The organism is Paractinoplanes maris, assembly GCF_023544465.1.
Taxonomy (GTDB): Bacteria; Actinomycetota; Actinomycetes; order Mycobacteriales; family Micromonosporaceae; genus Actinoplanes; species Actinoplanes maris.
Genome location: NZ_JALPVL010000004.1, coordinates 310,168 through 331,196 on the forward strand (window position 1 = coordinate 310,168; position 21,029 = coordinate 331,196).

Annotated in this window: 21 protein-coding genes; 13 read left to right on the forward strand and 8 right to left on the reverse strand. The window is 69.6% G+C overall.

Going from position 1 to position 21,029, the window contains the following annotated elements:
• Positions 1 to 199: 199 nt before the first annotated feature.
• The 5 genes from gap (at position 200) to NAG42_RS13520 (ending at position 4,041) form a co-directional block, all read left to right on the forward strand.
• Positions 200 to 1,201, forward strand: a complete 1,002-nt coding sequence (gap, locus tag NAG42_RS13500) for a type I glyceraldehyde-3-phosphate dehydrogenase (RefSeq protein ID WP_250030578.1) — start codon at positions 200 to 202, stop codon at positions 1,199 to 1,201.
• A gap of 1 nt (position 1,202) precedes the next feature.
• Entirely contained in the window at positions 1,203 to 2,399 is a 1,197-nt protein-coding gene (locus tag NAG42_RS13505) for a phosphoglycerate kinase (protein ID WP_250030579.1), read from the forward strand.
• The gene (gene tpiA / locus NAG42_RS13510) at positions 2,399 to 3,187 is read left to right on the forward strand and encodes a triose-phosphate isomerase (protein ID WP_250030580.1); all 789 of its coding nucleotides are present in this window, start codon (positions 2,399 to 2,401) and stop codon (positions 3,185 to 3,187) included. The genes NAG42_RS13505 and tpiA overlap by 1 nt, the downstream gene beginning before the upstream one ends.
• A 99-nt stretch (positions 3,188 to 3,286) precedes the next feature.
• Entirely contained in the window at positions 3,287 to 3,544 is a 258-nt protein-coding gene (secG, locus tag NAG42_RS13515; RefSeq protein WP_250030581.1) for a preprotein translocase subunit SecG, read from the forward strand.
• A gap of 152 nt (positions 3,545 to 3,696) precedes the next feature.
• Complete coding sequence (locus NAG42_RS13520) at positions 3,697 to 4,041, forward strand: RNA polymerase-binding protein RbpA (protein ID WP_250030582.1); 345 nt, start codon at positions 3,697 to 3,699, stop codon at positions 4,039 to 4,041.
• Positions 4,042 to 4,047: 6 nt separating this feature from the next.
• Here the strand turns inward: NAG42_RS13520 and NAG42_RS13525 are convergent, their stop codons facing one another.
• The 6 genes from NAG42_RS13525 to tkt form a co-directional block, all read right to left on the reverse strand.
• Positions 4,048 to 4,647, reverse strand: a complete 600-nt coding sequence (locus NAG42_RS13525) for a GNAT family N-acetyltransferase (RefSeq protein WP_250030583.1) — start codon at positions 4,645 to 4,647, stop codon at positions 4,048 to 4,050.
• A 106-nt stretch (positions 4,648 to 4,753) separates the two neighbouring features.
• The gene (pgl, locus tag NAG42_RS13530; protein ID WP_250030584.1) at positions 4,754 to 5,488 is read right to left on the reverse strand and encodes a 6-phosphogluconolactonase; all 735 of its coding nucleotides are present in this window, start codon (positions 5,486 to 5,488) and stop codon (positions 4,754 to 4,756) included.
• 77 nt (positions 5,489 to 5,565) lie between these two features.
• Positions 5,566 to 6,579, reverse strand: a complete 1,014-nt coding sequence (locus NAG42_RS13535) for a glucose-6-phosphate dehydrogenase assembly protein OpcA (RefSeq protein ID WP_250030585.1) — start codon at positions 6,577 to 6,579, stop codon at positions 5,566 to 5,568.
• The gene (gene zwf, locus NAG42_RS13540; protein WP_369077098.1) at positions 6,576 to 8,093 is read right to left on the reverse strand and encodes a glucose-6-phosphate dehydrogenase; all 1,518 of its coding nucleotides are present in this window, start codon (positions 8,091 to 8,093) and stop codon (positions 6,576 to 6,578) included. The genes NAG42_RS13535 and zwf overlap by 4 nt, the downstream gene beginning before the upstream one ends.
• Before the next feature lie 92 nt (positions 8,094 to 8,185).
• Positions 8,186 to 9,322, reverse strand: a complete 1,137-nt coding sequence (gene tal, locus NAG42_RS13545) for a transaldolase (protein WP_250030587.1) — start codon at positions 9,320 to 9,322, stop codon at positions 8,186 to 8,188.
• A 10-nt stretch (positions 9,323 to 9,332) separates the two neighbouring features.
• A complete protein-coding gene (tkt, locus tag NAG42_RS13550) occupies positions 9,333 to 11,390 on the reverse strand; it encodes a transketolase (RefSeq protein ID WP_250030885.1) in 2,058 nt (685 codons plus the stop codon).
• Positions 11,391 to 11,718: 328 nt separating this feature from the next.
• Here tkt and NAG42_RS13555 point away from each other — a divergent pair, with 328 nt between their 5' ends.
• The 3 genes from NAG42_RS13555 (at position 11,719) to NAG42_RS13565 (ending at position 14,674) form a co-directional block, all read left to right on the forward strand.
• The gene (locus NAG42_RS13555; RefSeq protein ID WP_438872402.1) at positions 11,719 to 12,678 is read left to right on the forward strand and encodes a heme o synthase; all 960 of its coding nucleotides are present in this window, start codon (positions 11,719 to 11,721) and stop codon (positions 12,676 to 12,678) included.
• Positions 12,679 to 13,476: 798 nt separating this feature from the next.
• Entirely contained in the window at positions 13,477 to 13,770 is a 294-nt protein-coding gene (locus NAG42_RS13560) for a hypothetical protein (RefSeq protein ID WP_127501455.1), read from the forward strand.
• Position 13,771: 1 nt separating this feature from the next.
• Positions 13,772 to 14,674, forward strand: a complete 903-nt coding sequence (locus NAG42_RS13565) for an ATP-grasp domain-containing protein (RefSeq protein ID WP_250030588.1) — start codon at positions 13,772 to 13,774, stop codon at positions 14,672 to 14,674.
• 521 nt (positions 14,675 to 15,195) lie between these two features.
• Here the strand turns inward: NAG42_RS13565 and NAG42_RS13570 are convergent.
• Both NAG42_RS13570 and NAG42_RS13575 read right to left on the reverse strand, forming a co-directional pair.
• On the reverse strand, positions 15,196 to 15,348 hold the full coding sequence (locus NAG42_RS13570; protein WP_250030589.1) for a hypothetical protein: 153 nt from the start codon (positions 15,346 to 15,348) through the stop codon (positions 15,196 to 15,198).
• Between the two features lie 217 nt (positions 15,349 to 15,565).
• A complete protein-coding gene (locus NAG42_RS13575; RefSeq protein WP_250030590.1) occupies positions 15,566 to 16,513 on the reverse strand; it encodes a COX15/CtaA family protein in 948 nt (315 codons plus the stop codon).
• Positions 16,514 to 16,635: 122 nt separating this feature from the next.
• Here NAG42_RS13575 and NAG42_RS13580 point away from each other — a divergent pair, with 122 nt between their 5' ends.
• Genes NAG42_RS13580 through sufC form a run of 5 tightly spaced genes read left to right on the forward strand, consistent with a single transcriptional unit; the run spans position 16,636 to position 21,022 of the window.
• Positions 16,636 to 17,346: a helix-turn-helix transcriptional regulator gene (locus NAG42_RS13580; protein ID WP_250030887.1), complete on the forward strand. Its 711-nt coding sequence runs from the start codon at positions 16,636 to 16,638 to the stop codon at positions 17,344 to 17,346.
• A complete protein-coding gene (gene sufB, locus NAG42_RS13585) occupies positions 17,343 to 18,764 on the forward strand; it encodes a Fe-S cluster assembly protein SufB (RefSeq protein ID WP_250030591.1) in 1,422 nt (473 codons plus the stop codon). The genes NAG42_RS13580 and sufB overlap by 4 nt, the downstream gene beginning before the upstream one ends.
• 43 nt (positions 18,765 to 18,807) lie before the next feature.
• Complete coding sequence (gene sufD / locus NAG42_RS13590; RefSeq protein ID WP_250030592.1) at positions 18,808 to 19,935, forward strand: Fe-S cluster assembly protein SufD; 1,128 nt, start codon at positions 18,808 to 18,810, stop codon at positions 19,933 to 19,935.
• Between the two features lie 8 nt (positions 19,936 to 19,943).
• Complete coding sequence (locus NAG42_RS13595; RefSeq protein WP_250030888.1) at positions 19,944 to 20,264, forward strand: non-heme iron oxygenase ferredoxin subunit; 321 nt, start codon at positions 19,944 to 19,946, stop codon at positions 20,262 to 20,264.
• Positions 20,261 to 21,022, forward strand: a complete 762-nt coding sequence (gene sufC, locus NAG42_RS13600) for a Fe-S cluster assembly ATPase SufC (protein WP_250030593.1) — start codon at positions 20,261 to 20,263, stop codon at positions 21,020 to 21,022. Before NAG42_RS13595 ends, sufC begins: the two co-directional genes overlap by 4 nt.
• The last annotated feature ends 7 nt before the right edge of the window (positions 21,023 to 21,029 follow it).

Consider the following 21,029-nt stretch of genomic DNA (forward strand, 5'->3'; position numbering starts at 1 on the left):
GGGGCCTCGGATAGGGTCTTACTGACGGCGACGGTGCCGGCAGCTCGGCCGACCGCGCTGTGCGCCGCCGGTTCGCCGCGGCGCCTCCTCAGCTAAGGCGCGGCGGCCGGACGCCCCTCTGCCGGCCCTCGACCTGGTCGGCAACGCAGACCCTCCGCCGGTCGCAAATTCCGGCGGACCGAAACGAGGAGATCCACCTGTGACCATCCGGGTTGGCATCAACGGCTTCGGCCGTATCGGCCGCAACTTCTTCCGGGCGGTTCTCGCCTCGGGTGCGGACATCGAGATCGTCGGCGTGAACGACCTGACCGACAACGCCACGCTGGCTCACCTGCTCAAGTACGACTCGATCCTGGGCCGCCTGCCGCACGAGGTGAAGGCCACGGCCGACGAGATCACCGTCGCCGGCAAGACCTTCAAGGCGTACGCCGAGAAGGACCCCAACAACCTGCCCTGGGGTGACCTGGGCGCCGACGTCGTCATCGAGTCGACCGGCTTCTTCACCGACGCGAGCAAGGCCAAGGCGCACGTCGACCAGGGCGCCAAGAAGGTCATCATCTCGGCCCCGGCCAAGAACGAAGACATCACCATCGTCATGGGTGTCAACGACAACCTGTACGACGGCGCGCAGCACACGATCATCTCGAACGCGTCCTGCACGACCAACTGCCTCGCCCCGATGGCGAAGGTTCTGAACGACACGTTCGGGATCGAAAAGGGTCTGATGACCACGATCCACGCGTACACCCAGGACCAGAACCTGCAGGACGGCCCGCACAAGGACCTGCGCCGCGCCCGCGCCGCCGCCCTCAACATCGTGCCGACCTCGACCGGTGCCGCCAAGGCGGTCAGCCTGGTGCTGCCGGAGCTCAAGGGCAAGCTGGACGGCTTCGCGCTGCGGGTGCCGATCCCCACCGGCTCGGCCACCGACCTGACCTTCACCGCCGCCCGGGACACCTCGGTCGACGAGGTCAACGCCGCCATCAAGGCCGCCGCCGAGGGCCCGCTCAAGGGCATCCTGGTCTACACCGAGGACGAGATCGTGTCCTCGGACATCGTGACCGACCCGGCGTCCTGCATCTTCGACGCCGGCCTGACCAAGGTCATCGGTGGCAACCAGGTCAAGGTCGTCGGCTGGTACGACAACGAGTGGGGCTACTCGAACCGCCTGGTCGACCTGGTCAAGCTCGTCGGAGCCTGATTTGAAGACTCTCGACGACCTGCTCGGCGAGGGTGTCTCGGGTCGGCGCGTGCTCGTGCGCGCCGACCTGAACGTCCCGTTCGACAAGAGCAACCCCGGCGTGATCAGCGACGACGGCCGCGCCCGGGCGGTGCTGCCGACCCTGGTCGCGCTGCGTGACGCCGGCGCCCGCGTCATCGTCACGTCGCACCTGGGCCGCCCCAAGGGCGCGCCCGACCCCAAGTACACGCTCGCCCCGGTCGCCACCCGGCTGGGTGAGCTGCTCGGCTCGCCGGTGATCTTCGCCGCCGACACCGTCGGCGCGGACGCGTCGGCCAAGGCCGGCGCTCTCGAGGACGGCCAGGTGCTGCTGCTCGAGAACCTGCGCTTCAACGCGGGCGAGACCTCGAAGGACGACGCCGAGCGCGGCGCCTTCGCCGACCAGCTGGCCGGGTTCGCCGACGTCTACGTCGACGACGCGTTCGGCGCGGTGCACCGCAAGCACGCCTCCGTCTTCGACGTGGCGGCCCGGCTGCCGCACTACGCCGGCGGTCTCGTCCTCACCGAGGTCGAGGTGCTCAAGAAGGTCACCGAAAGCCCTGAGCAGCCGTACGTGGTGGTGCTCGGCGGCTCGAAGGTGTCCGACAAGCTCGCCGTGATCAAGGCCCTGCTGCCGAAGGTCGACAAGCTCCTGGTCGGCGGCGGCATGTGCTTCACGTTCCTCAAGGCCCAGGGCCACGAGGTCGGCAAGTCGCTGCTCGAGGACGACATGGTCGGCACCTGCCGCGACCTGCTCGCCGAGGCCCAGGGCCGGATCGTGCTGCCGGTCGACGTCGTCGCCGCGACCGAGTTCTCGGCCGACGCCGACCACGTCACCGTGCCCGCGTCCGAGATCCCGGCCGACCGGCTCGGCCTGGACATCGGCCCCGAGTCGGTCGCGCTCTTCGCCGAGGCCATCGGCCCGGCCCGGACCGTGTTCTGGAACGGCCCGATGGGCGTGTTCGAGCTGGCCCCGTTCGCGGCCGGCACCCGCGGGGTGGCCGAGGCGATCACCAAGATCGACGGCTTCTCGGTGGTCGGTGGCGGCGACTCGGCCGCGGCCGTGCGCACCCTCGGCCTCGACGAGAGCGCCTTCGGGCACATCTCGACCGGCGGTGGCGCCTCCCTGGAATACCTCGAGGGCAAGACCCTCCCCGGCATCGAAGCACTGGAGAAGTGATGGCGGACGCTCGTCGCCCCCTGATGGCGGGCAACTGGAAGATGAACCTCAACCACTTCGAGGCCAACCTTCTGGTGCAGAAGCTCGCCGCCAGCCTGAGCGAGCAGCAGCTGGCCGACGTCGAGGTGGCCGTCCTGCCGCCGTTCACCGACCTGCGCACCGTGCAGACCGCGGTCGACGGCGACAAGCTGCGGATCGTGTACGGGGCGCAGGACATCTCGCAGCACAAGTCCGGCGCGTACACCGGGGAGATCGCCGGGTTCATGCTGGAGAAGCTGGGCTGCACCTACGTGCTGGCCGGTCACTCCGAGCGGCGGGAATACCACAACGAGGACGACGCGCTGGTCAACGCCAAGGTCAAGGCGGCTTTCGCCAGCAACCTGACGCCGATCCTGTGCGTGGGTGAGGGCCTGACGATCCGCGAGGAGAACGGGCACTGCGAGCACTGCACGTCGCAGGTGGCCGCCGGCCTGGCCGGGCTGAAGCCCGAGCAGGTCAAGCAGATCGTCATCGCCTACGAGCCGGTCTGGGCGATCGGCACCGGCAAGACCGCGACCCCCGAGGACGCCCAGGAGGTCTGCGGCGAGATCCGGGCGCAGCTCACCAAGACGTACGGGGCCGAGGTCGCCGACGCCGTCCGGGTGCTCTACGGCGGCTCGGTCAAGGCGGCCAACATCGCCTCCATCATGGCCAAGCCTGATGTGGACGGTGCCCTGGTCGGCGGCGCGAGCCTGGACGCCGAGGAGTTCGCCTCGATCGCCCGGTTCCGCGATCACGTGGCGCGCTGACGTCGCAAGTCGTGTCACCGTGTGCCCGGGCGTAAAGATCGCCCGGGCACACGCTATTGTTGGACCGCTCAGGTGCCCTTCGAGAGGAATTATCCGACCATGCCGATGTGGTTCGCGTACACGTTGATCGTGTTGCTGGTGCTCACCAGCATTTTGCTGACCCTGCTGATCCTGCTGCACCGCGGCAAGGGCGGCGGCATGTCGAGCATGTTCGGTGGTGGCGTCACGTCCAGCCTGGCCGGCTCCTCGGTCGCCGAGAAGAACCTCGACCGCTACACCGTTCTGGTGGGCATCGTCTGGTTCGCCTGCATCGTGGGCCTCGGCCTGTGGCTGCGGCTCGCCATTCCCGGCTCTTGAGTTCCCGTACGCCCCGTGCTTCCTGACGGAGCGTAATAGTCGTAGAATCTGCCGCGCGTCCGGTTCTGCCGGGCGCGCGGCATTTCTCTTGCTCTGTTTCGGTCTGGTTTCCGGCCGCAGACATCAGCGCCCTCGAGACAGGAGTCACGTCCGTGTCCAGTGGCAGTGCGATCCGTGGCAGCCGCGTCGGTTCGTCCCCGGTCCGCCCGGACGAGCGCAGCGAGCCCGCCCCGCGGCGCGAAGTGACCTATTTCTGCGCGGCGGGTCACGCCAGCGAGATCTTGTTCGCGGCCGAGGCGTCGCCGCCCGACGCGTGGGACTGCCCGCGGTGCGGCCAGCCGGCCGGCCTCGACCGGCAGAACCCGCCGGGGCGGTCCCGCGCCGAGCCGTACAAGTCGCATCTGGCGTACGTCAAGGAGCGGCGCACCGATGAGGACGGCGCCAAGATCCTCGAAGAGGCCTTGGCCAAGCTGCGTCAGCGGCGCGGCCGCGCGTAAGGCCGCTCAGACGGCCGTGTCGCGGCCCAGATAGACGACTCCGGGCTCGGACGGCACCTCGATCGGGTGGAAGCCCAGCCGGTCGTAGAAGGCGCGCGCGGCGGTGTTGGCCGGGGCCATGCCCAGGTGCACTCTCGGCGCACCGGCCGCGTGCAGCCCGGCCAGGAACGAGGTCATCAGCCCGCGCCCCAGGCCGCGGCCCTGCCACTCCGGCAGCAGGTCGATGTGCAGGTGGGCGGGATAGCCGGCCAGTTCGGGCACGAGCATGCGCTCGGGGTTGTGGTGCAGCTCGAGCCAGAACCGGTCGCGGGGGTCGTCGCCGTAGCGGCCGGCGGTCGCGGGCAGCCACTCGGTGCGGTAGCGGCGCACGAACTCGGCGGTGTCGGTGGTGCCGACGACGTAGCCGACCGCGTTGCCGTGCCCGTCGTCGAGGATGCGGGCCACGGTGGGCTCGAGTACGACGTACGGCGCGGCGAAGATGTCGCCGACGAGACGGTCGGAGCTGTTCTGCCCGCGCGCGTCGCCGCCGGCGTCGGCGGTGCGGACGCAGATGTCGTAGACGGCATCGAGGTCGGTGGGCCGATAGGAGCGGATCTGTGGCTGCACGGAACGCATTCTAAGATCCGGGTCCGGTGTGATCGAGGTCACCGTCAGCGACGTCCAGGTGGTGGGCGGGAACCCGCGCCCCCGCCACACCCTGGGACTCGCGGTCCTAGCCGGCCTTGGCCGCCGCGGCCTTGTCGAGCAGCCAGTAGGTCTTCGTCCGGCCGGTCGCGTGGGCCGCGGGCACCAGCTTGTCGCCGTTGAGGGCCCGGCCGACCGAGTCGGTCTTGTCCGGGCCGGCCGCGATGAGCCATACCTCGTCGGCCGACTGGATCGTCGGCATGGTCAGGGTGATCCGGGTCGGCGGCGGCTTCGGGCTGTCGTGCACGGCCGCGGTGGTGCCGGCCGTCTCGTTGAGCACCGGGTGCTCGGGGAAGAGCGACGCCACGTGACCGTCCTCGCCCACGCCCAGCATCAGCACGTCCAACGGCGGCAGGTCGGCGCCGCCCAGGCGCAGCTCACCGGCGTAGCGGGCGGCGGCCGCCTCGGCGTCGTCGCCGTCCGGGCCGTCCGAGGCGGGCATGGGGTGCACCCGGGCGGGGTCGAGCGGCAGCGCGTCGAGCAGGGCCTCGCGAGCCTGCGTCTCGTTGCGCTCGGGGTCACCGGCCGGGAGGAACCGCTCGTCGCCCCACCACAGGTCGACCTGGCTCCAGTCGATCGCGGCGGCCTCGGGCAGTGTCCGCAGGGCGGCCAGCACCCGCTTGGCGATCCGTCCGCCGGTCAGCACCACACCGGCCGCGCCCCGCTCGGCCTGGGCGTCCACGATCTTGGCGATCAGCCGGGACGCCACGGTAGCGGCCAGGGTGTCGGCGTCCGGAACCACCACGACCAGGGTCTTGCTCACGTCTGGTTCTCCTTGTCGGTCGGAAAAGGCGCAGGCCGCCCACCGGAACGGCGAGCGGCCTGCTTCGATCTCTGCTGTTACGCGGCCGTCCCGCCGGGGCCGGCCATCGCGGACTCGTCGCCCGCCTTGGCGGCCAGGGCCGGATCCTTCCAGACGTGCACCCGCATCGGCGGCCGGTGGTCGAGCCCGGAGACCCCGGCCATCGAGCCGAGCGCGTCGGCGTAGATCTGATCGGCGTCGAGGCGGCGCAGCTCCTCGGCCAGCTCGTCGCCGACCGGCCGCTTGGGCAGCGGCATGTAGCGGTCCTCCTGGCCGGTGCGGCTGAACAGCGCGGTGTTCTCCTCGCGGGTCACCGTCACCGTGTCACCGTTCTCGCACTGCAGCATCACCGAGTGCATCCGCGGCGCGCGGTCGGAGGCCTGCAGCTCGGGCACGATGCCCAGCCGCGACTGCAGCCAGCCCTTCATCAGCCAGGCCGTCGGGTCCTTGGCCGGGGCCACGATCGTCGCGCCGATGACCCGGGCCTCGGTCGTGTCGAACGCACCGGCCACCAGGGTCCGCCACAGCGTGATGCGGGTCCAGGTCAGGTCGGTGTCGCCGGGCGCGTAGTCGATCGCCCGCTGGCGCAGCGCGGCCACCGGGTCGGGGGCCTGCGCGCAATCGGTGATGCGGCGGTCGGCGACCACGCCGAGGAAGTCGTTCGCGATCATGTCCGGCGGCTCCTGGTGCCACCACGAGACAACCGGGACGTCCGGCGCCAGCAGCGGCATGACCACCGACTCGGCGTGCAGGGCGAGACGACCGTACATGCGCATGACAACCGCCTCGGCCGGACCGAGACGACCGCCGACCACGATCTCGGCGTCCAGGCGGCTGCGGCCCTCCAGATCGGAGCGCACCACGATCAGCAGCCGGCACGGGTGCGCGGCGGCCGCGATGGTGGCCGCGGCCTCGGCCTCGCGGACCTTTTTCTCCTCGACCACCGAGACCAGGGTCAGCGCGAGGCCGGAGGCCACACCGCCGGCGCTGCGCCGCTCGGCGGCGAGCGCCTTGACCACCTCGTTGCCGGTGGTGTCCCACAAGCCGATCATGCTCGCCTCCAGGCGCGACCCTCGCGGGCCAGCAGCTCGTCCGCAGCGCGGGGGCCCCACTCGCCGGCCCGGTAGGGCTCGGGCTTGGTGCCCGCCCACGCGGCCTCCAGCGGGTCGATGACCTGCCAGCTCTGCTCGATCTCGGCGGCGTCCGGGAACAGCGTCCGGTCGCCGACCAGCACGTCCAGCACCAGACGTTCGTACGCCTCGGGGCTGGACTCGGTGAAAGCCTCGCCGTACTGGAAGTCCATCGCGATGTCGCGGACCTCCATCGTGGTGCCCGGCACCTTGGAGCCGAACTTGAGCACCACGCCCTCGTCGGGCTGCACGCGGATGACCAGCTGGTTGTTGCCCAGCATCTCGACGTCGGCCGGGTCGAACGGCAGGTGCGGCGCGCGCTTGAACAGGATCGCGATCTCGGTCACCCGGCGCGGCATGCGCTTACCGACGCGGACGTAGAAGGGGACCTCGGCCCAGCGCCGGTTCTGAATCCCGAGGCGCACCGCGGCGTACGTCTCCGTTGTGGAGTCGGCCGGGATGTTCTTCTCCTCGAGGTAACCGACCGCCCGCTCACCGGCGACCCAGCCCGGCAGGTACTGACCGCGGACCGAGCCCTGGGCGATGTCCTTCGGAATGGCGATCGCCTTGAGCACCTTGAGCTTCTCGGCCCGGACGTCGTCGTGGTCGAAGCTCGTCGGCTCCTCCATGGCCACCAGGGCCAGGAGCTGGAGCAGGTGGTTCTGCAGCACGTCGCGGGCGGCGCCGGACGCGTCGTAGAAGGCGGCGCGGGTGCCGATGCCGACGTCCTCGGCCATGGTGATCTGCACCGAGTCGACGTATTTCGAGTTCCACACCGGCTCGAACAGGCTGTTGGCGAAGCGCAGGGCCAGAATGTTCTGGACCGTCTCCTTGCCCAGGTAGTGGTCGATCCGATAGACGTCGTCGGGCGTGAAGACCTCGTCGACCAGCTGGTTCAGCGCCAGCGCGGTCTGCAGGTCGTTGCCGAACGGCTTCTCGACCACGACCCGGCGCCAGCCGCCGGACTTGGCGTTGTCGGCCATGCCGGTGCGGTTGAGCTGGTTGAGCACCAGCGGGAACGCGGCCGGCGGGATGGAGAAGTAGAAGGCGGCGTTGCCCGGGATGCCGTTGCGCTCGCGCAGGTCGTCGAGGGTCTCGGCCAGGTTGTCGAACGCGGCGTCGTCGTCGAACGAGCCCGGTACGAACTGGAACTGGCTGGCCAGACGCTGCCAGACGTCCTCGCGCCACGGGGTCCGGGCGCCCTTCTTCGCCGCTTCGTAGGCCAGCGACTCGAAGTCACCGTCACCCCAGTCGCGGCGGGCGAAGCCCAGAACCACGAAACCGGGCGGCAGGAGACCGCGGTTGGCCAGGTCGTAGACGGCCGGGATGAGCTTCTTTCGGGACAGGTCACCGGTGACTCCGAAGATCACCAGAGCACACGGCTCCGGGATCCGGGGGAGCCTGCGGTCCTGTGCGGTACGCAGCGGATTGCCCACGTGATCCATCCTGCCAGTTTTCGGTGTCGTGCAAGTGTCTTAGCAGGGACAGAGGAGGGGACCCGCGTCAGGCGAGTCCCCTCTCTTGTTCGTCAGGCCGCGTCGCTCGGGCTGTCCGAGCCCTTGGCCGCTGCCTTGAGCGACTTGTCGACGCCCTCGAGCAGCTCCTTCCAGCTGGCCTCGAACTTGTCGACGCCCTCGCTCTCCAGAACCTTGACCACGTCGTCGAAGTCGACACCGACCTGCGCCAGGTCGGTGAAGACCCGGTGGGCGGCCTCGAAGTTCGGCGTGATCGTGTCACCGCGGACCTCGCCGTGGTCGGCGAACGCCTTGATCACCGACTCCGGCATGGTGTTGACCGTGTCGGCCGCGATCAGCTCCTCGACGTAGATCGTGTCCTTGAACTCGGGACTCTTGGTCGAGGTGGACGCCCACAGCGGCCGCTGCGGGTGCGCGCCGGCCGCGGCGAGCGCCTTCCAGCGGTCGGTGATCAGATATTCCGTGTACGCCTCGTAGGCGAGCCGGGCGTTGGCGATGGCGGCCGCACCCTTGAGGGACTTGGCCTCGTCGCTGCCGATCTTGTCGAGACGCTTGTCGACCTCGGAGTCCACGCGCGAGACGAAGAACGAGGCCACCGAGCCGATCTTGCTGATGTCGTGGCCGTTCGCCTTGGCCTGCTCGACGCCGGCGGTGAAGGCCTCGAGCACGGCGCGGTAGCGCTCCAGCGAGAAGATCAGCGTCACGTTGACGCTGATGCCCTCGGCCAGCACCGCGGTGATCGCCGGCAGGCCCGGGAGGGTCGCCGGGATCTTGATGTAGAGGTTCTCGCGGTCGACCTGCGACCACAGTTCCTTCGCCTCGGCGACGGTGGCCTCGGTGTCGTGTGCCTTGCGCGGGTCGACCTCGATGGACACGCGACCGTCGACGCCGTTGGAGGCGTCGTAGGCCGGGCGCTCGACGTCGCACGCCTCGCGCACGTCGCGGGAGGTCATCTGACGGACCGCCTCGTCGACCGAAGCACCCTGGGCGGCCAGCTCCTTGAGCTGCTCGTCGTAGGCGTCGGCGTCGGAAAGCGCCTTCTGGAAGATGCTGGGGTTGGTGGTCACACCGACCACGTGCTGCTCTTCCAGCATCTTCTTCAGCGAGCCGGTGGTCAGCCGGGGGCGGGAGAGGTCATCGAGCCATACCGCCACACCAGCGGCGGAGAGCTCACCAAGCCTGTCGGTCATAACGTTCTCCTCAGTTACCGGTCGTGTGACCGGTGATCTCGCCGACCTTGGCCAGGGCGGCGTTGGCCTTGGCCACCACGTTGTCCGCGGTGAACCCGAACTGCTCGAAGAGGATCTTGGCGGGGGCACTCGCGCCGTAGTGCTCGATGCTCACGGGCTCGCCCGCCTCACCCAGGATCCGGTCCCAGCTCTGCCGGATGCCGGCTTCCACCGTCACCCGGGCCTTGACGCCGCGCGGCAGCACCTGCTGCTGGTACGCGGTGTCCTGCTCGTAGAACCACTCGAGGCACGGCATCGATACCACCCGGGTCGGGGTGCCCTCGGCCTCCAGGCGCTCCTGCGCGGCCAGGCAGATCGACACCTCGGATCCGGTGCCGATGAGGATCACCTTGGGCTCGACGCCGGAGGCCTCGGAGAGGATGTAGCCGCCCTTGAGGGTGCCCTCGGCCGACGCGTACTTGGTGCGGTCGATCGTCGGCAGGTTCTGCCGGGACAGCGCCAGGCCGGTCGGGCGGTCGCCGTGCTCGATCGCGCCGCGCCAGGCGTACGCGGTCTCGTTGGCGTCGGCCGGGCGCACGATGTCGAGCCCGACGATGGCCCGCAGCGCGGACAGCGTCTCGATCGGCTGGTGCGTCGGACCGTCCTCGCCGAGACCGATCGAGTCGTGCGTCCACACGTAGACGACCGGGAGCTTCATCAGCGCGGAGAGGCGGACAGCGCCGCGCATGTAGTCGCTGAAGACCAGGAACGTGCCGCCGTAGGGCCGGGTGCGGCCGTGGGCGGTGATGCCGTTGAGGACCGAGCCCATGCCGTGCTCACGGATGCCGAAGTGCAGCGTGCGGCCGTACTCGTTGCCGGGGAAGGCCTTGGTGGCGTACTCGGCGGGGATGAAGGACGGCTCGCCCTTCATCGTGGTGTTGTTGCTCTCGGCGAGGTCGGCCGAACCGCCCCACAGCTCGGGCAGCACCGGAGCAAGCGCGTTGAGGACCTGCTGCGAGGCGGCCCGGGTGGCGAGACCCTTGGGGTCGGCGGGGAATTCGGGGAGCGACTTCTCCCAGCCCTCGGGCAGCTTGTGCGCGGACAGCCGGTCGAACAGCGCCTTGCGCTCGGGGTTGGCCTTGGCCCAGGTCTCGAACTTGGTGTCCCACTCGGCGTGCGCCGCCTTGCCGCGCTCGACCACCGACCGGGTGTGCGCGAGGACGTCGTCGGCGACCGCGAACGTCTCGTTCGGGTCGAAACCGAGGATCTCCTTGGTCGCGGCCACCTCGTCGGCACCGAGCGCCGAGCCGTGGATCTTGCCGGTGTTCTGCTTGTTCGGCGCGGGCCAGCCGATGATCGTCTTGAGGACGATGAACGACGGCTTGTCGGTGACCTTGTTGGCCGCCTGGATCGCGGCGTAGAGCGCCTCGATGTCCTCGTGGTACTCGCTGCCCTTGGACGGGTCGCCCTTGCGCCAGTCGACGTGCTGCACGTGCCACCCGTACGCGGCGTAACGCGCGCCGACGTCCTCGTTCTTGGCGATGCGGGTGTCGTCCTCGATGGAGATCTCGTTGTCGTCGTAGATCACCGTGAGGTTGCCGAGCTTCTGGACGCCGGCGATGGCGCTCGACTCGTGGCTGACGCCCTCTTCGATGTCGCCGTCCGAGCACAGCACGTACACATTGTGGTCGAACAGAGAGTCACCGGTGTCGGGCTCCGGGTCGAACAGGCCCCGCTCGCGCCGGGCGGCCATCGCCATGCCCACCGCGTTGCCGACGCCCTGGCCGAGCGGGCCGGTGGTGACCTCGACGCCGGGGGTGTGCCCGTACTCCGGGTGGCCCGGGGTCAGCGAGTCCCACTGCCGCAGCGAGGCCAGATCGTCGATCGCCAGGCCGAAGCCGTTCAGGTAAAGCTGAATGTAGAGGGTGAGGCTGGAGTGCCCACAGGAGAGCACGAAGCGATCCCGGCCGGCCCACAGGGGATCGGTCGGGTCATGCCGCATGACCCGGTTGAACAGCAGGTAGGCGGCGGGAGCGAGGCTCATCGCCGTGCCGGGATGGCCGTTGCCGGACTTCTCGACGGCATCCATGGCCAGCACCCGGACGGTGTCCACCGCTTTGCGGTCTAGGTCGGACCAGTTGAGAGCAGGATCTGTGGCAGCCACGTCGGTTGTGCTCCTCGGGGCATGGTTGTGGGAACCCTTTTGAGCTTGACCCTATCCACTTGGGCTAAACCCCCGCCCGGGGAACGGCTCAGGCCCATACGCTGAGAGCGGACACGCGACGTGTGACGCCGTGCACCCGGCAAGGGTCGCCAGAGCAGCGGAGATGGCTGAGCGTAGGCTGTCCCAGCGTGCCGCCGGCTGGCGCCGGCCGGGGCGAGAATTGGCTAGTGCCGAAGCCGGAAGGTGGCAGTCCGTGAGCATGATCACCGAGCGTCCCGTCCCAGGACGGCCGCCCGGCGGTCCCGAGGGTGCCGCGGAAGCGGTGCACCCCGAGACCCGTCGCGATCTCTTGACGCTGTTCCGCGCCTACCTGGCCCTGTGCAAGCCGCAGATCGTCGAGCTGCTGCTGGTGACCACCGTCCCGACCATGATGATCGCCGCCGGGGGCTGGCCTGACCTGCGCACTCTCGCCGTGGTGCTGATCGGCGGGGCGATGGCGGGTGGCGCCGCGAGCGCGCTCAACTGCTACATCGACCGCGACATCGACCAGGTCATGCGGCGCACCAAGCGGCGCCCGCTGCCGGCCAACACGGTCACCCCGCGCAGCGTGCTGATCTTCGGTCTGACGCTCGCCGTGATCTCCGTCGCGCTGATGGCCGTCTTCACCAACTGGCTGGCGACCGCGCTGACCGCGGCGGCCATCTTCTACTACGACGTCGTCTACACGCTCTGGCTGAAGCGGCGCACGCCCGCCAACACGTTCTGGGGCGGCATCTGCGGCTCGGCGCCCGTGATCATCGGCTGGGCCGCCGTCACGGGCAGCGTGGCGCCGCTGGGATGGGCGCTATTTGCGGTTGTCTTCTTTTGGCAGATGCCGCACTTCTATGCGCTCGCCATCAAGTACAAGGACGACTACGCCCGGGCCGGCATCCCGATGCTGCCGGTGGTGCGGTCGGCCGGCCGGGTCAACGCCGAGATCATCCTCTACACGGTGCTGACCGTGGCCGCCTCGCTGGCAGCGTGGCCGCTCGGGCTGGGCCTCATCTACGGCATCACGGCCATCGTCACCGGCATCGCCTTCCTGGGCGAGGCGCTCCTGCTGGTCAAGCGCTCCCGGTCCGGCCAGCCGCTCAAGCCGATGCGGCTGTTCCACTGGTCCATCACCTACTTGACGATCCTGTTCATCGCCGTGGCGGTCGACGCCCTCGTCTGAGCCGCCGCCCTCTCACCACATCGGCCCGTCCCGCTCTCCGCGGGGCGGGCTTTTCGCTGTACGGCTTGCGTCGCGCCGCTTGTAACTCGCCACTCGCGACTCGCCGCTCGCCGCCCGGCACTCCCCACGCATAACCGGCCACGCGCCACTCTGGACTCGCCATCGGCTATTCGCCGCGGGCCTCTCGCCGCCGGCCTTTCGCAACTCGGCTCTCGCTTCTCGCTACTGGGCCTCACCAGCCGGGACTTGCCACCCGGGACTTGCCACCCGGGACTTGCCACCCGGGACTTGCCACCCGGGACTCGCCACCCGGGACTTGCCACCCGGGACTCGCCACCCGGGACTCGCCTCTCGCGTTCCGCCTCGGCTGCGGATGCCCTCGTGTCTCCCTTCGCTCGCCGGTGCGATGGCCTTCGGCGTGACGGTTTTTGAGCGCGCGCCCAGGTGGTCGTCCGCCGTGGCGGATCGGAGCCTTCAAGACGTGTGCCAATCTCCGGGCGCGGGAGCTGCCGGACGGCGAGGGATGCAGCGTTCCAGGGGTTGTGTGAGCAAGCGACGGCAGGGGTAGGAAGCGATAAGTGATCGGCCGAGTGTCACGGATGTCGCACAACGCGACCGAATTCGCCCTATTCTCGGTTACGCAAGGTCACTCAATAGATGGAAAGCTGTGGATGCGGGCAATTCGTTCAAAATGGTGTTATAGCTCCGTGGCGATTGGCTAAACCCGCAGGTAATTCCTCTCACAAAAGGCCGCCTGAGGTACTTGCCTGGCCATCTGAGTTGCTTACTCTTCCCGTCATGGCTCAAGGTTCCGATACGACACTGACCGCGGGGATCAAGTCCTTCGCCGCCGGCCACGGTGGTGCCAAGGCGGTCATCGAGTACGTCGGCAAGCGTGGTGCCCGCATCGTTCTCGTCGGCGAGGACGGCGAGTGGTCCGACCAGTTCGCCGATGACACCAGCACCGCCCGCAAGGCCTGCGAGAGCGCCGGCGTCGAGGTGGAGAACGAGTGGGAGCGCGAGCTCATGGAGCAGATGCGCCCCAGCAACGACCTGTGGCGCTCGATGTCGCGCCGGAGCATGGCTCGCTGAGTTGACCACCACTTCCACGCAGGCGACCCGGGAGCGATCCCGGGTCGCTCTCGTTACCTGCGACCTCTTCCCGGACCTCTGGGAGGACGACTTCCCGCTGCGCGACGCCCTGCGAGCGCGCGGCGCCGACGTGGACGCCGTCCGCTGGGACGACCCCGCGGCCGACTGGTCCTCGTACGGCGTCGCCGTGATCCGCTCACCCTGGGACTACGTGCCCCGGCGGGAGCAGTTCGTGGCCTGGGCGCACAGCGTGCCCCGCCTGCTCAACCCGGCCGACGTGCTGGAGTGGAGCACGGACAAGCGCTACCTGTCCGAGCTGGCCCAGGCCGGTCTGCCGGTCACCCCCACCGACTTCGTCGCCCCCGGCGAGCCCTGGACCCCGCCCACCGCGGGCGAGTGGGTGGTGAAGCCGACGGTCAGCGCCGGCAGCCAGGACACCGGCCGCTACAAGTTGCCGGCGCAACGCGAACAGGCCGAGGCCCACGTGGCCCGTCTGACCGCCGACGGCCGCACGGCGATGATCCAGCCCTACCTGGCCGCCGTGGACGAGCTGGGCGAGACCGCGCTCATCTTCCTGCCCGACGCCACCGGCGACCTGGCCTTCAGCCACGCGATCCGCAAGGGCCCGATGCTCACCGGCCCGGACGAGGGCGCGATCGACCCCGGCAGCGAGCAGATCGACCCGCGAACGGCCACCGACGCGGAGCGCCGCACCGCCGAACGCGTGCTCGAGGTCATCCCCGGCGGCACCAAGCGCCTCCTCTACGCCCGCGTGGACATGATCCCCGGACCCGACGGCGCCCCGCTGCTGGTCGAGCTCGAACTGGCCGAGCCCTCCCTGTTCCTCCGCGAGGGCGGCAACGCGGCCGACCGCCTGGCCGACGCCATCGTCAAGCGCCTCTGACCCGCCGACGCCATCGTCAGGCGCTTCTGACTCGCCGACTGCCTGGCTGAGGCCATCGTCAGGCACCTCTGACCCGCGACTGCGTGGTCGAGGCTTTCGCTTCAAGCGACTCTGGCTCGGCGCCCACGCGGCCCGGGCGACGGGTGGTGGCCGGAGAGTGCCACCACCCGCGCCCAGGTGGTCAGACGGGACGGTCGTGCAGAGACACCGGGATCGACCGCCCGCATCAATGAGGGCCTCCCTATAGGCCCACCTCCCTACTTATGTCGTGGTGAGTGGGACACCGGCGGGCACGGTGAGGCGGGACGCGCGCCGGGCGACTCGGCTGCGACAGCGTCCGGTGTCTGGCCATGCGGCGCCGGTTGGGGTGGGTGACGTCCGCGGAGCCGATCCACGGTGGGGATTCCGGTTGCCATCGGCTCGGGGGCGGACGCCACCCCGTCGGCAGAGCTTCGCGGGTGCCGGTCCGCCTGACGAGGAACGGACCGGCTGCCCTGCCGGGTCTGGTGGGCCGGGCCGGATCAGCCGGGCGCGGCCGGCGGCCCCACTGCGGCGGCCGGGGCCGGCGATTCTGCGGCGGCCGGGGCTGCAGCGGGAGTCGGCACCACGCAGAGGACGGGCGGCGGGCCGGACAGCGACGGGACGAGGTGACCGGTGGGGCTGGTGTGGGGCATGGACACAGCGTGCCGAGGCGGGCCGATCAATGTCGGGCCGATGGTTTTCCTGTGGATGACACGCCGCTTGTCCACAGGGCGGATTCGTCCAGGGCCAGGTCGGCGAGTTTCGTAGGCCGAGGCGCTCAGTGCCGGCACGCGGTCGCCCGCGCAATCAGGCAACGCGGCTTCGCTCGCCTGACCGCGCAACCCCCGTCCGCACGAGCCGAGAGGGAGGTCAGCGAGGAGCAGGGACTGGCTCTTCGGCCGGCATGGTGGGCGACGGGCTGGTGGAGGGCGGCGGGGAGACCTCGGGGCGGCTGCGGAGGGACCAGAGGACGGCCAGGGTCGACGTCCAGACCAGGGCGGCGCCGAGCATGTGGGCGCCGACCAGGAGGACCGGCAGGTGGGTGAAGTACTGGACGAAGCCGATCAGGCCCTGGCCCAGCTCGACGACCAGCAGCACCACGGCGGCGCGGACCGTCGCGCGCGGGGCCCGCAGGGCGCGCAGCGCGAAGACCAGGGCCACCGTCAGGCCGATCAGCAGGAACACCACGTCGGCGTGGGCCTGCGAGACCGTGGCCGGGTCGATGCCGTTGCGCTTGGCGTCCAGGTCGCCGGCGTGCGGCCCGCTGCCGGTCACCACGACGCCCAGGGCGATCACCGCGGCGCTCACCGTCGACAGGATCCAGACCAGCTGGCGGATCGGATGCGGCACCAGGCGCACCGGCTTGCCGTCGCCCTCGGCGGCTCGTCGCCACAACGCGTACGCGAAAGCAATGATCACGATGGAGATGAGGAAATGGACGCCGACCACCCACGGGTTGAGGTCGGTCAGCACCGTGATCCCGCCCACCACCGCCTGCAGCGGGATGTAGAGCAGCACCGCGATCGACAGCAGCACCCGGGAGCGACGCCGGGGCTTCTCCAGCAGGGCCGCGATCACACAGGCCACCGCGATGACGCCGAGCGCGAACGTGAGCATCCGGTTGCCGAACTCGATGACGCCGTGCACGCCCATCTCGGCGGTCGTCGTGTAGGAACTGTCGGTGCACCGCGGCCAGGTCGGGCAGCCGAGCCCCGACCCGGTGAGCCGAACCGCCGCACCGGTGACGATCAGCGCGACATTGGCCACCAGGGACGCCAAGGCCAGGGGGCGCAGCGGGAGGAATCTCACCCTTGGCATCGTACGCAGGCATTTGAGCGCGAAATGAGGGGCCATTGACCCCCGGTGGTATGGATCACCGGGGGGTCGGTTTGCGGGGCGCGGAGGAAATACGTAACGTTGGCGTAGTGAAAAACGAGGTGATGATCCAGATCGGTGCGGTGGCGTCAGCCAGCGCGTCGGACGGTCGCACCCGTGACCGGGTCGCCCAGCTGCTGCTGGAGCGGGGCTCCGCCACCGCGGCCGAGCTCGGCGCCGAGCTGGGCCTGAGCCCGGCGGCGATCCGCAAGCACCTCGACGCGATGCTCGCCGACCAGTTGGTCGAGACCCGCGAGGTTCGCAACACCGGTCCGCGCGGCCGCGGGCGCCCGGCGAAGGCCTTCGCGCTCACCACCGCCGCCCGCGAGGATCTGAACCCGCACCTTTACGACGGCATCGCCACGGCCGCGCTGCGCTGGATCGAGCAGCATCACGGTCCCGAGGCCGTCACCGCTTTTGCGTCTTCCCAGGTCGTGGCGCTCGAGGAGCGTTGCCGAGCGGCACTGCTCGAGGCCGGCGACGACCCGATCGCCCGGGCGGAGGCGCTCGCCGAGGCGCTCACCGCCGAGGGCTACGCTGCCAACGCGACCGTGATCGCGTCCGGCGGACAGCTGTGCCAGCACTCCTGCCCGGTGGCGCACGTGGCCGCCGAGTTCCCTCAGCTGTGCGACGCCGAGACCGCGGTCATCTCGCGGCTCATCGGCACCCACGTGCAGCGTCTCGCCACCATCGCGCACGGAGACCGGGTATGCACCACGCATATTCCGGCCCCCACACGTGTAACGCCAGCCACCACGGTTAGGACAGATACATGACCGACCAGATCGTCAGCCAGGAAGAGCACCTCGCCGCCCTGGGCAAGTACGAATACGGATGGGCCGACGCCGACGTCGCGGGCGCCACCGCCCAGCGCGGGCTGTCCGAGGCCGTGGTGCGTAACATCTCCGCGCTCAAGAACGAACCGCAGTGGATGCTCGACCTGCGGCTCAAGGGTCTGCGCCTGTTCGACCGCAAGCCCATGCCGAACTGGGGCGCCGACCTCACCGGCATCGACTTCCAGAACATCAAGTACTTCGTGCGCTCCACCGAGAAGCAGGCCGCCACCTGGGAGGACCTGCCCGCGGATATCAAGGCGACGTACGACAAGCTGGGCATCCCCGAGGCCGAGAAGCAGCGCCTCGTGTCCGGTGTCGCCGCGCAGTACGAGTCCGAGGTCGTCTACCACAAGATCCGTGAGGACCTCGAGGAGCAGGGCGTTCTCTTCCTCGACACCGACACGGCTCTGCGGGAGCACGAGGACCTCTTCAAGGAGTACTTCGGCACCGTGATCCCGGTCGGCGACAACAAGTTCGCCGCGCTGAACACGTCGGTCTGGTCGGGTGGCTCCTTCATCTACGTGCCGAAGGGTGTGCACGTCGACATCCCGCTGCAGGCCTACTTCCGGATCAACACGGAGAACATGGGCCAGTTCGAGCGGACGCTGATCATCGCCGACGAGGGCAGCTACATCCACTACGTCGAGGGCTGCACGGCGCCGATCTACTCGTCCGACTCGCTGCACTCCGCGGTCGTCGAGATCGTCGTCAAGAAGAACGCCCGGGTGCGCTACACGACCATTCAGAACTGGTCGAACAACGTCTACAACCTGGTCACCAAGCGCGCCACCTGCGAAGAGGGCGCGACCATGGAGTGGGTCGACGGCAACATCGGCTCCAAGGTGACGATGAAGTACCCGGCCGTCTACATGACCGGCGCCCACGCCAAGGGCGAGGTGCTGTCGATCGCCATGGCCGGCGAGGGTCAGCACCAGGACTCCGGCGCCAAGATGGTGCACGCCGCGCCGCACACCTCCTCGACGATCATCTCGAAGTCGATCGCCCGGGGCGGTGGCCGCACGTCGTACCGCGGTCTCGTGCAGGTCCTGGAGGGCTCCTCGTCCTCCAAGAGCACGGTCAAGTGCGACGCGCTGCTGGTCGACACCATCTCCCGCTCGGACACCTACCCCTACGTCGACATCCGCGAGGACGACGTGGCGATGGGTCACGAGGCGACCGTCTCCAAGGTCAGCGACGACCAGCTCTTCTACCTGATGAGCCGTGGTCTGACCGAGGACGAGGCGATGGCGATGATCGTGCGTGGCTTCATCGAGCCGATCGCCAAGGAGCTCCCGATGGAGTACGCGCTGGAGCTCAACCGTCTCATCGAGCTGCAGATGGAGGGCGCGGTCGGCTGACCACGCTCCCGTCCGGATCACCAGACCACGAAGCAAGGAAGAGATGACTACCGAGGCCTTCGCCCCGCCGAGCACCAAGTCTCAGGTGCTGAGCTCCTTCGACGTCGCCGACTTCCCGGCCCTCAAGGGCCTGGAGGAGGAGTGGCGGTTCACCCCGCTCAAGCGCCTGCGCGAGCTGGTCACCGCCACCGCGCTGACCGGCACCGCGCCGCAGGTGGAGCACGGTGACCTGCCGGTCGGCGTCAGCGTCACCGGCGGGGCGACGGTCGAGCCGGTGCTCACGCCGTTCGACCGGATCAGCGCCCTGGCGTTCGGCTCGGCCGCGGGTGCGACCCTCATCGAGGTGGCGCCCGAGACCGAGCCCGAGCAGGCCGTGGTGATCCGCGTCGTCGGCAAGGGCGGCGAGGCCGCGGCCGCGCGCACCTTCATCAAGGTCGGTTCGTTCGCCAAGGTCACGCTGGTGCTCGAGCAGACCGGCACCACCACGCTGGCCGACAACGTCGAGGTCGTGGTGGGCGACAGTGCTCAGCTCACGCTGGTCACGGTGGCCGACTGGGACGCCGGCGCGGTGCAGGCCCAGCACGTGAAGCTGCGGGTCGGCCGGGACGCCCGGGCCGTCCACGTGCAGGTCGCGCTCGGTGGTGACCTGGTCCGCCAGTTCACCAGCGTCGAATACACCGGGCGGGGCGGCGACGCCGAGCTGTGGGGTCTCTACTTCGCCGACGCCGGCCAGCACTTCGAGCACCGCCAGCTGGTCGACCACTCGGTGCCGGACTGCCGGAGCTACGTCGGTTACCGCGGCGCCCTGCAGGGCCAGTCCGCGCAGACCGTCTGGGTCGGCGACGTGCTCATCCGCGCGACGGCGACGGGCACCGACACTTACGAGATCAACCGCAACCTGATCCTGACCGACGGTGCCGTGGCCCACTCGGTGCCCAACCTCGAGATCGAGACCGGTGAGATCGTCGGGGCCGGGCACGCCAGCGCGACCGGCCGCTTCGACGAGGAGCAGCTGTTCTACCTGATGGCCCGGGGCATTCCCGAGGGTGAGGCCCGCAAGCTGGTGGTGCGCGGCTTCTTCGCCGAGCTGCTCAACAAGATCCCGGTCGAGCAGCTGCGCGAGCGCCTGGGCGAGGCGATCGAGACCCGGCTGGCCGAGGTGGGCGTGTGACGTTCGAGATGGTCGGCTCGGTGGCCGACGTCGCGAAGGGTGCCACGATCTCGGTCGAGCTCGACGGCGTCGACATCGCTGTGGTGCACGCCGACGACGACAAGTTCTATGCCGTACGCGATGAGTGCTCGCACGCCGCGGTGCCCCTCTCCGAGGGTGAGGTCGAGGGCTGCACGCTCGAGTGCTGGCTGCACGGCTCCCGGTTCGACCTGCGCACCGGGGAGCCGAGCGGCCCGCCCGCCTTCACCCCGGTGGCGACCTTCCCCGTCGAGATCCGCGACGGCGACATCTATGTTTCGACGACCCCGAGTAATGGAGTAAACCCGTGAGCACCCTGGAGATCCGCGACCTGCAGGTGTCGGTCAAGCTGCCCGAGGGCGACCTGAAGCCGATCCTGGCCGGGGTCGACCTCACCGTGAAGTCGGGCGAGACCCACGCCATCATGGGTCCCAACGGCTCGGGCAAGTCGACGCTGGCGTACTCCATCGCGGGCCACCCCAAGTACGAGATCACCGGCGGCAGCGTCACGCTGGACGGCGACAACGTGCTCGACATGACCGTCGACGAGCGCGCCCGGGCCGGCCTGTTCCTGGCGATGCAGTACCCGGTCGAGGTCCCCGGTGTCTCGGTGGCCAACTTCCTGCGTACGGCGAAGACCGCGATCAGTGGCGAGGCGCCCAAGCTGCGCACCTGGGCCGGCGAGCTGCGCGGCGCCATGGAGAAGCTGCAGATGGACCCGGCGTTCGCCCAGCGCAACGTCAACGAGGGCTTCTCGGGCGGCGAGAAGAAGCGCCACGAGATCATGCAGCTCGAGCTGCTCAAGCCCAAGATGGCGATCCTCGACGAGACCGACTCGGGCCTCGACATCGACGCGCTCCGGGTCGTCAGCGAGGGCGTCAACCGGGTCCGCGAGACCGGTGACACCGGCCTGCTGCTGATCACCCACTACACCCGCATCCTGCGCTACATCCAGCCGGACTTCGTGCACGTCTTCGTCGCCGGCAAGATCGTCCAGGAGGGTGGCCCGGAGCTCGCCGAGCAGCTCGAGGCCGAGGGCTACGAGCGCTACGTCGGCACCCGGGTCTGAGCCACAG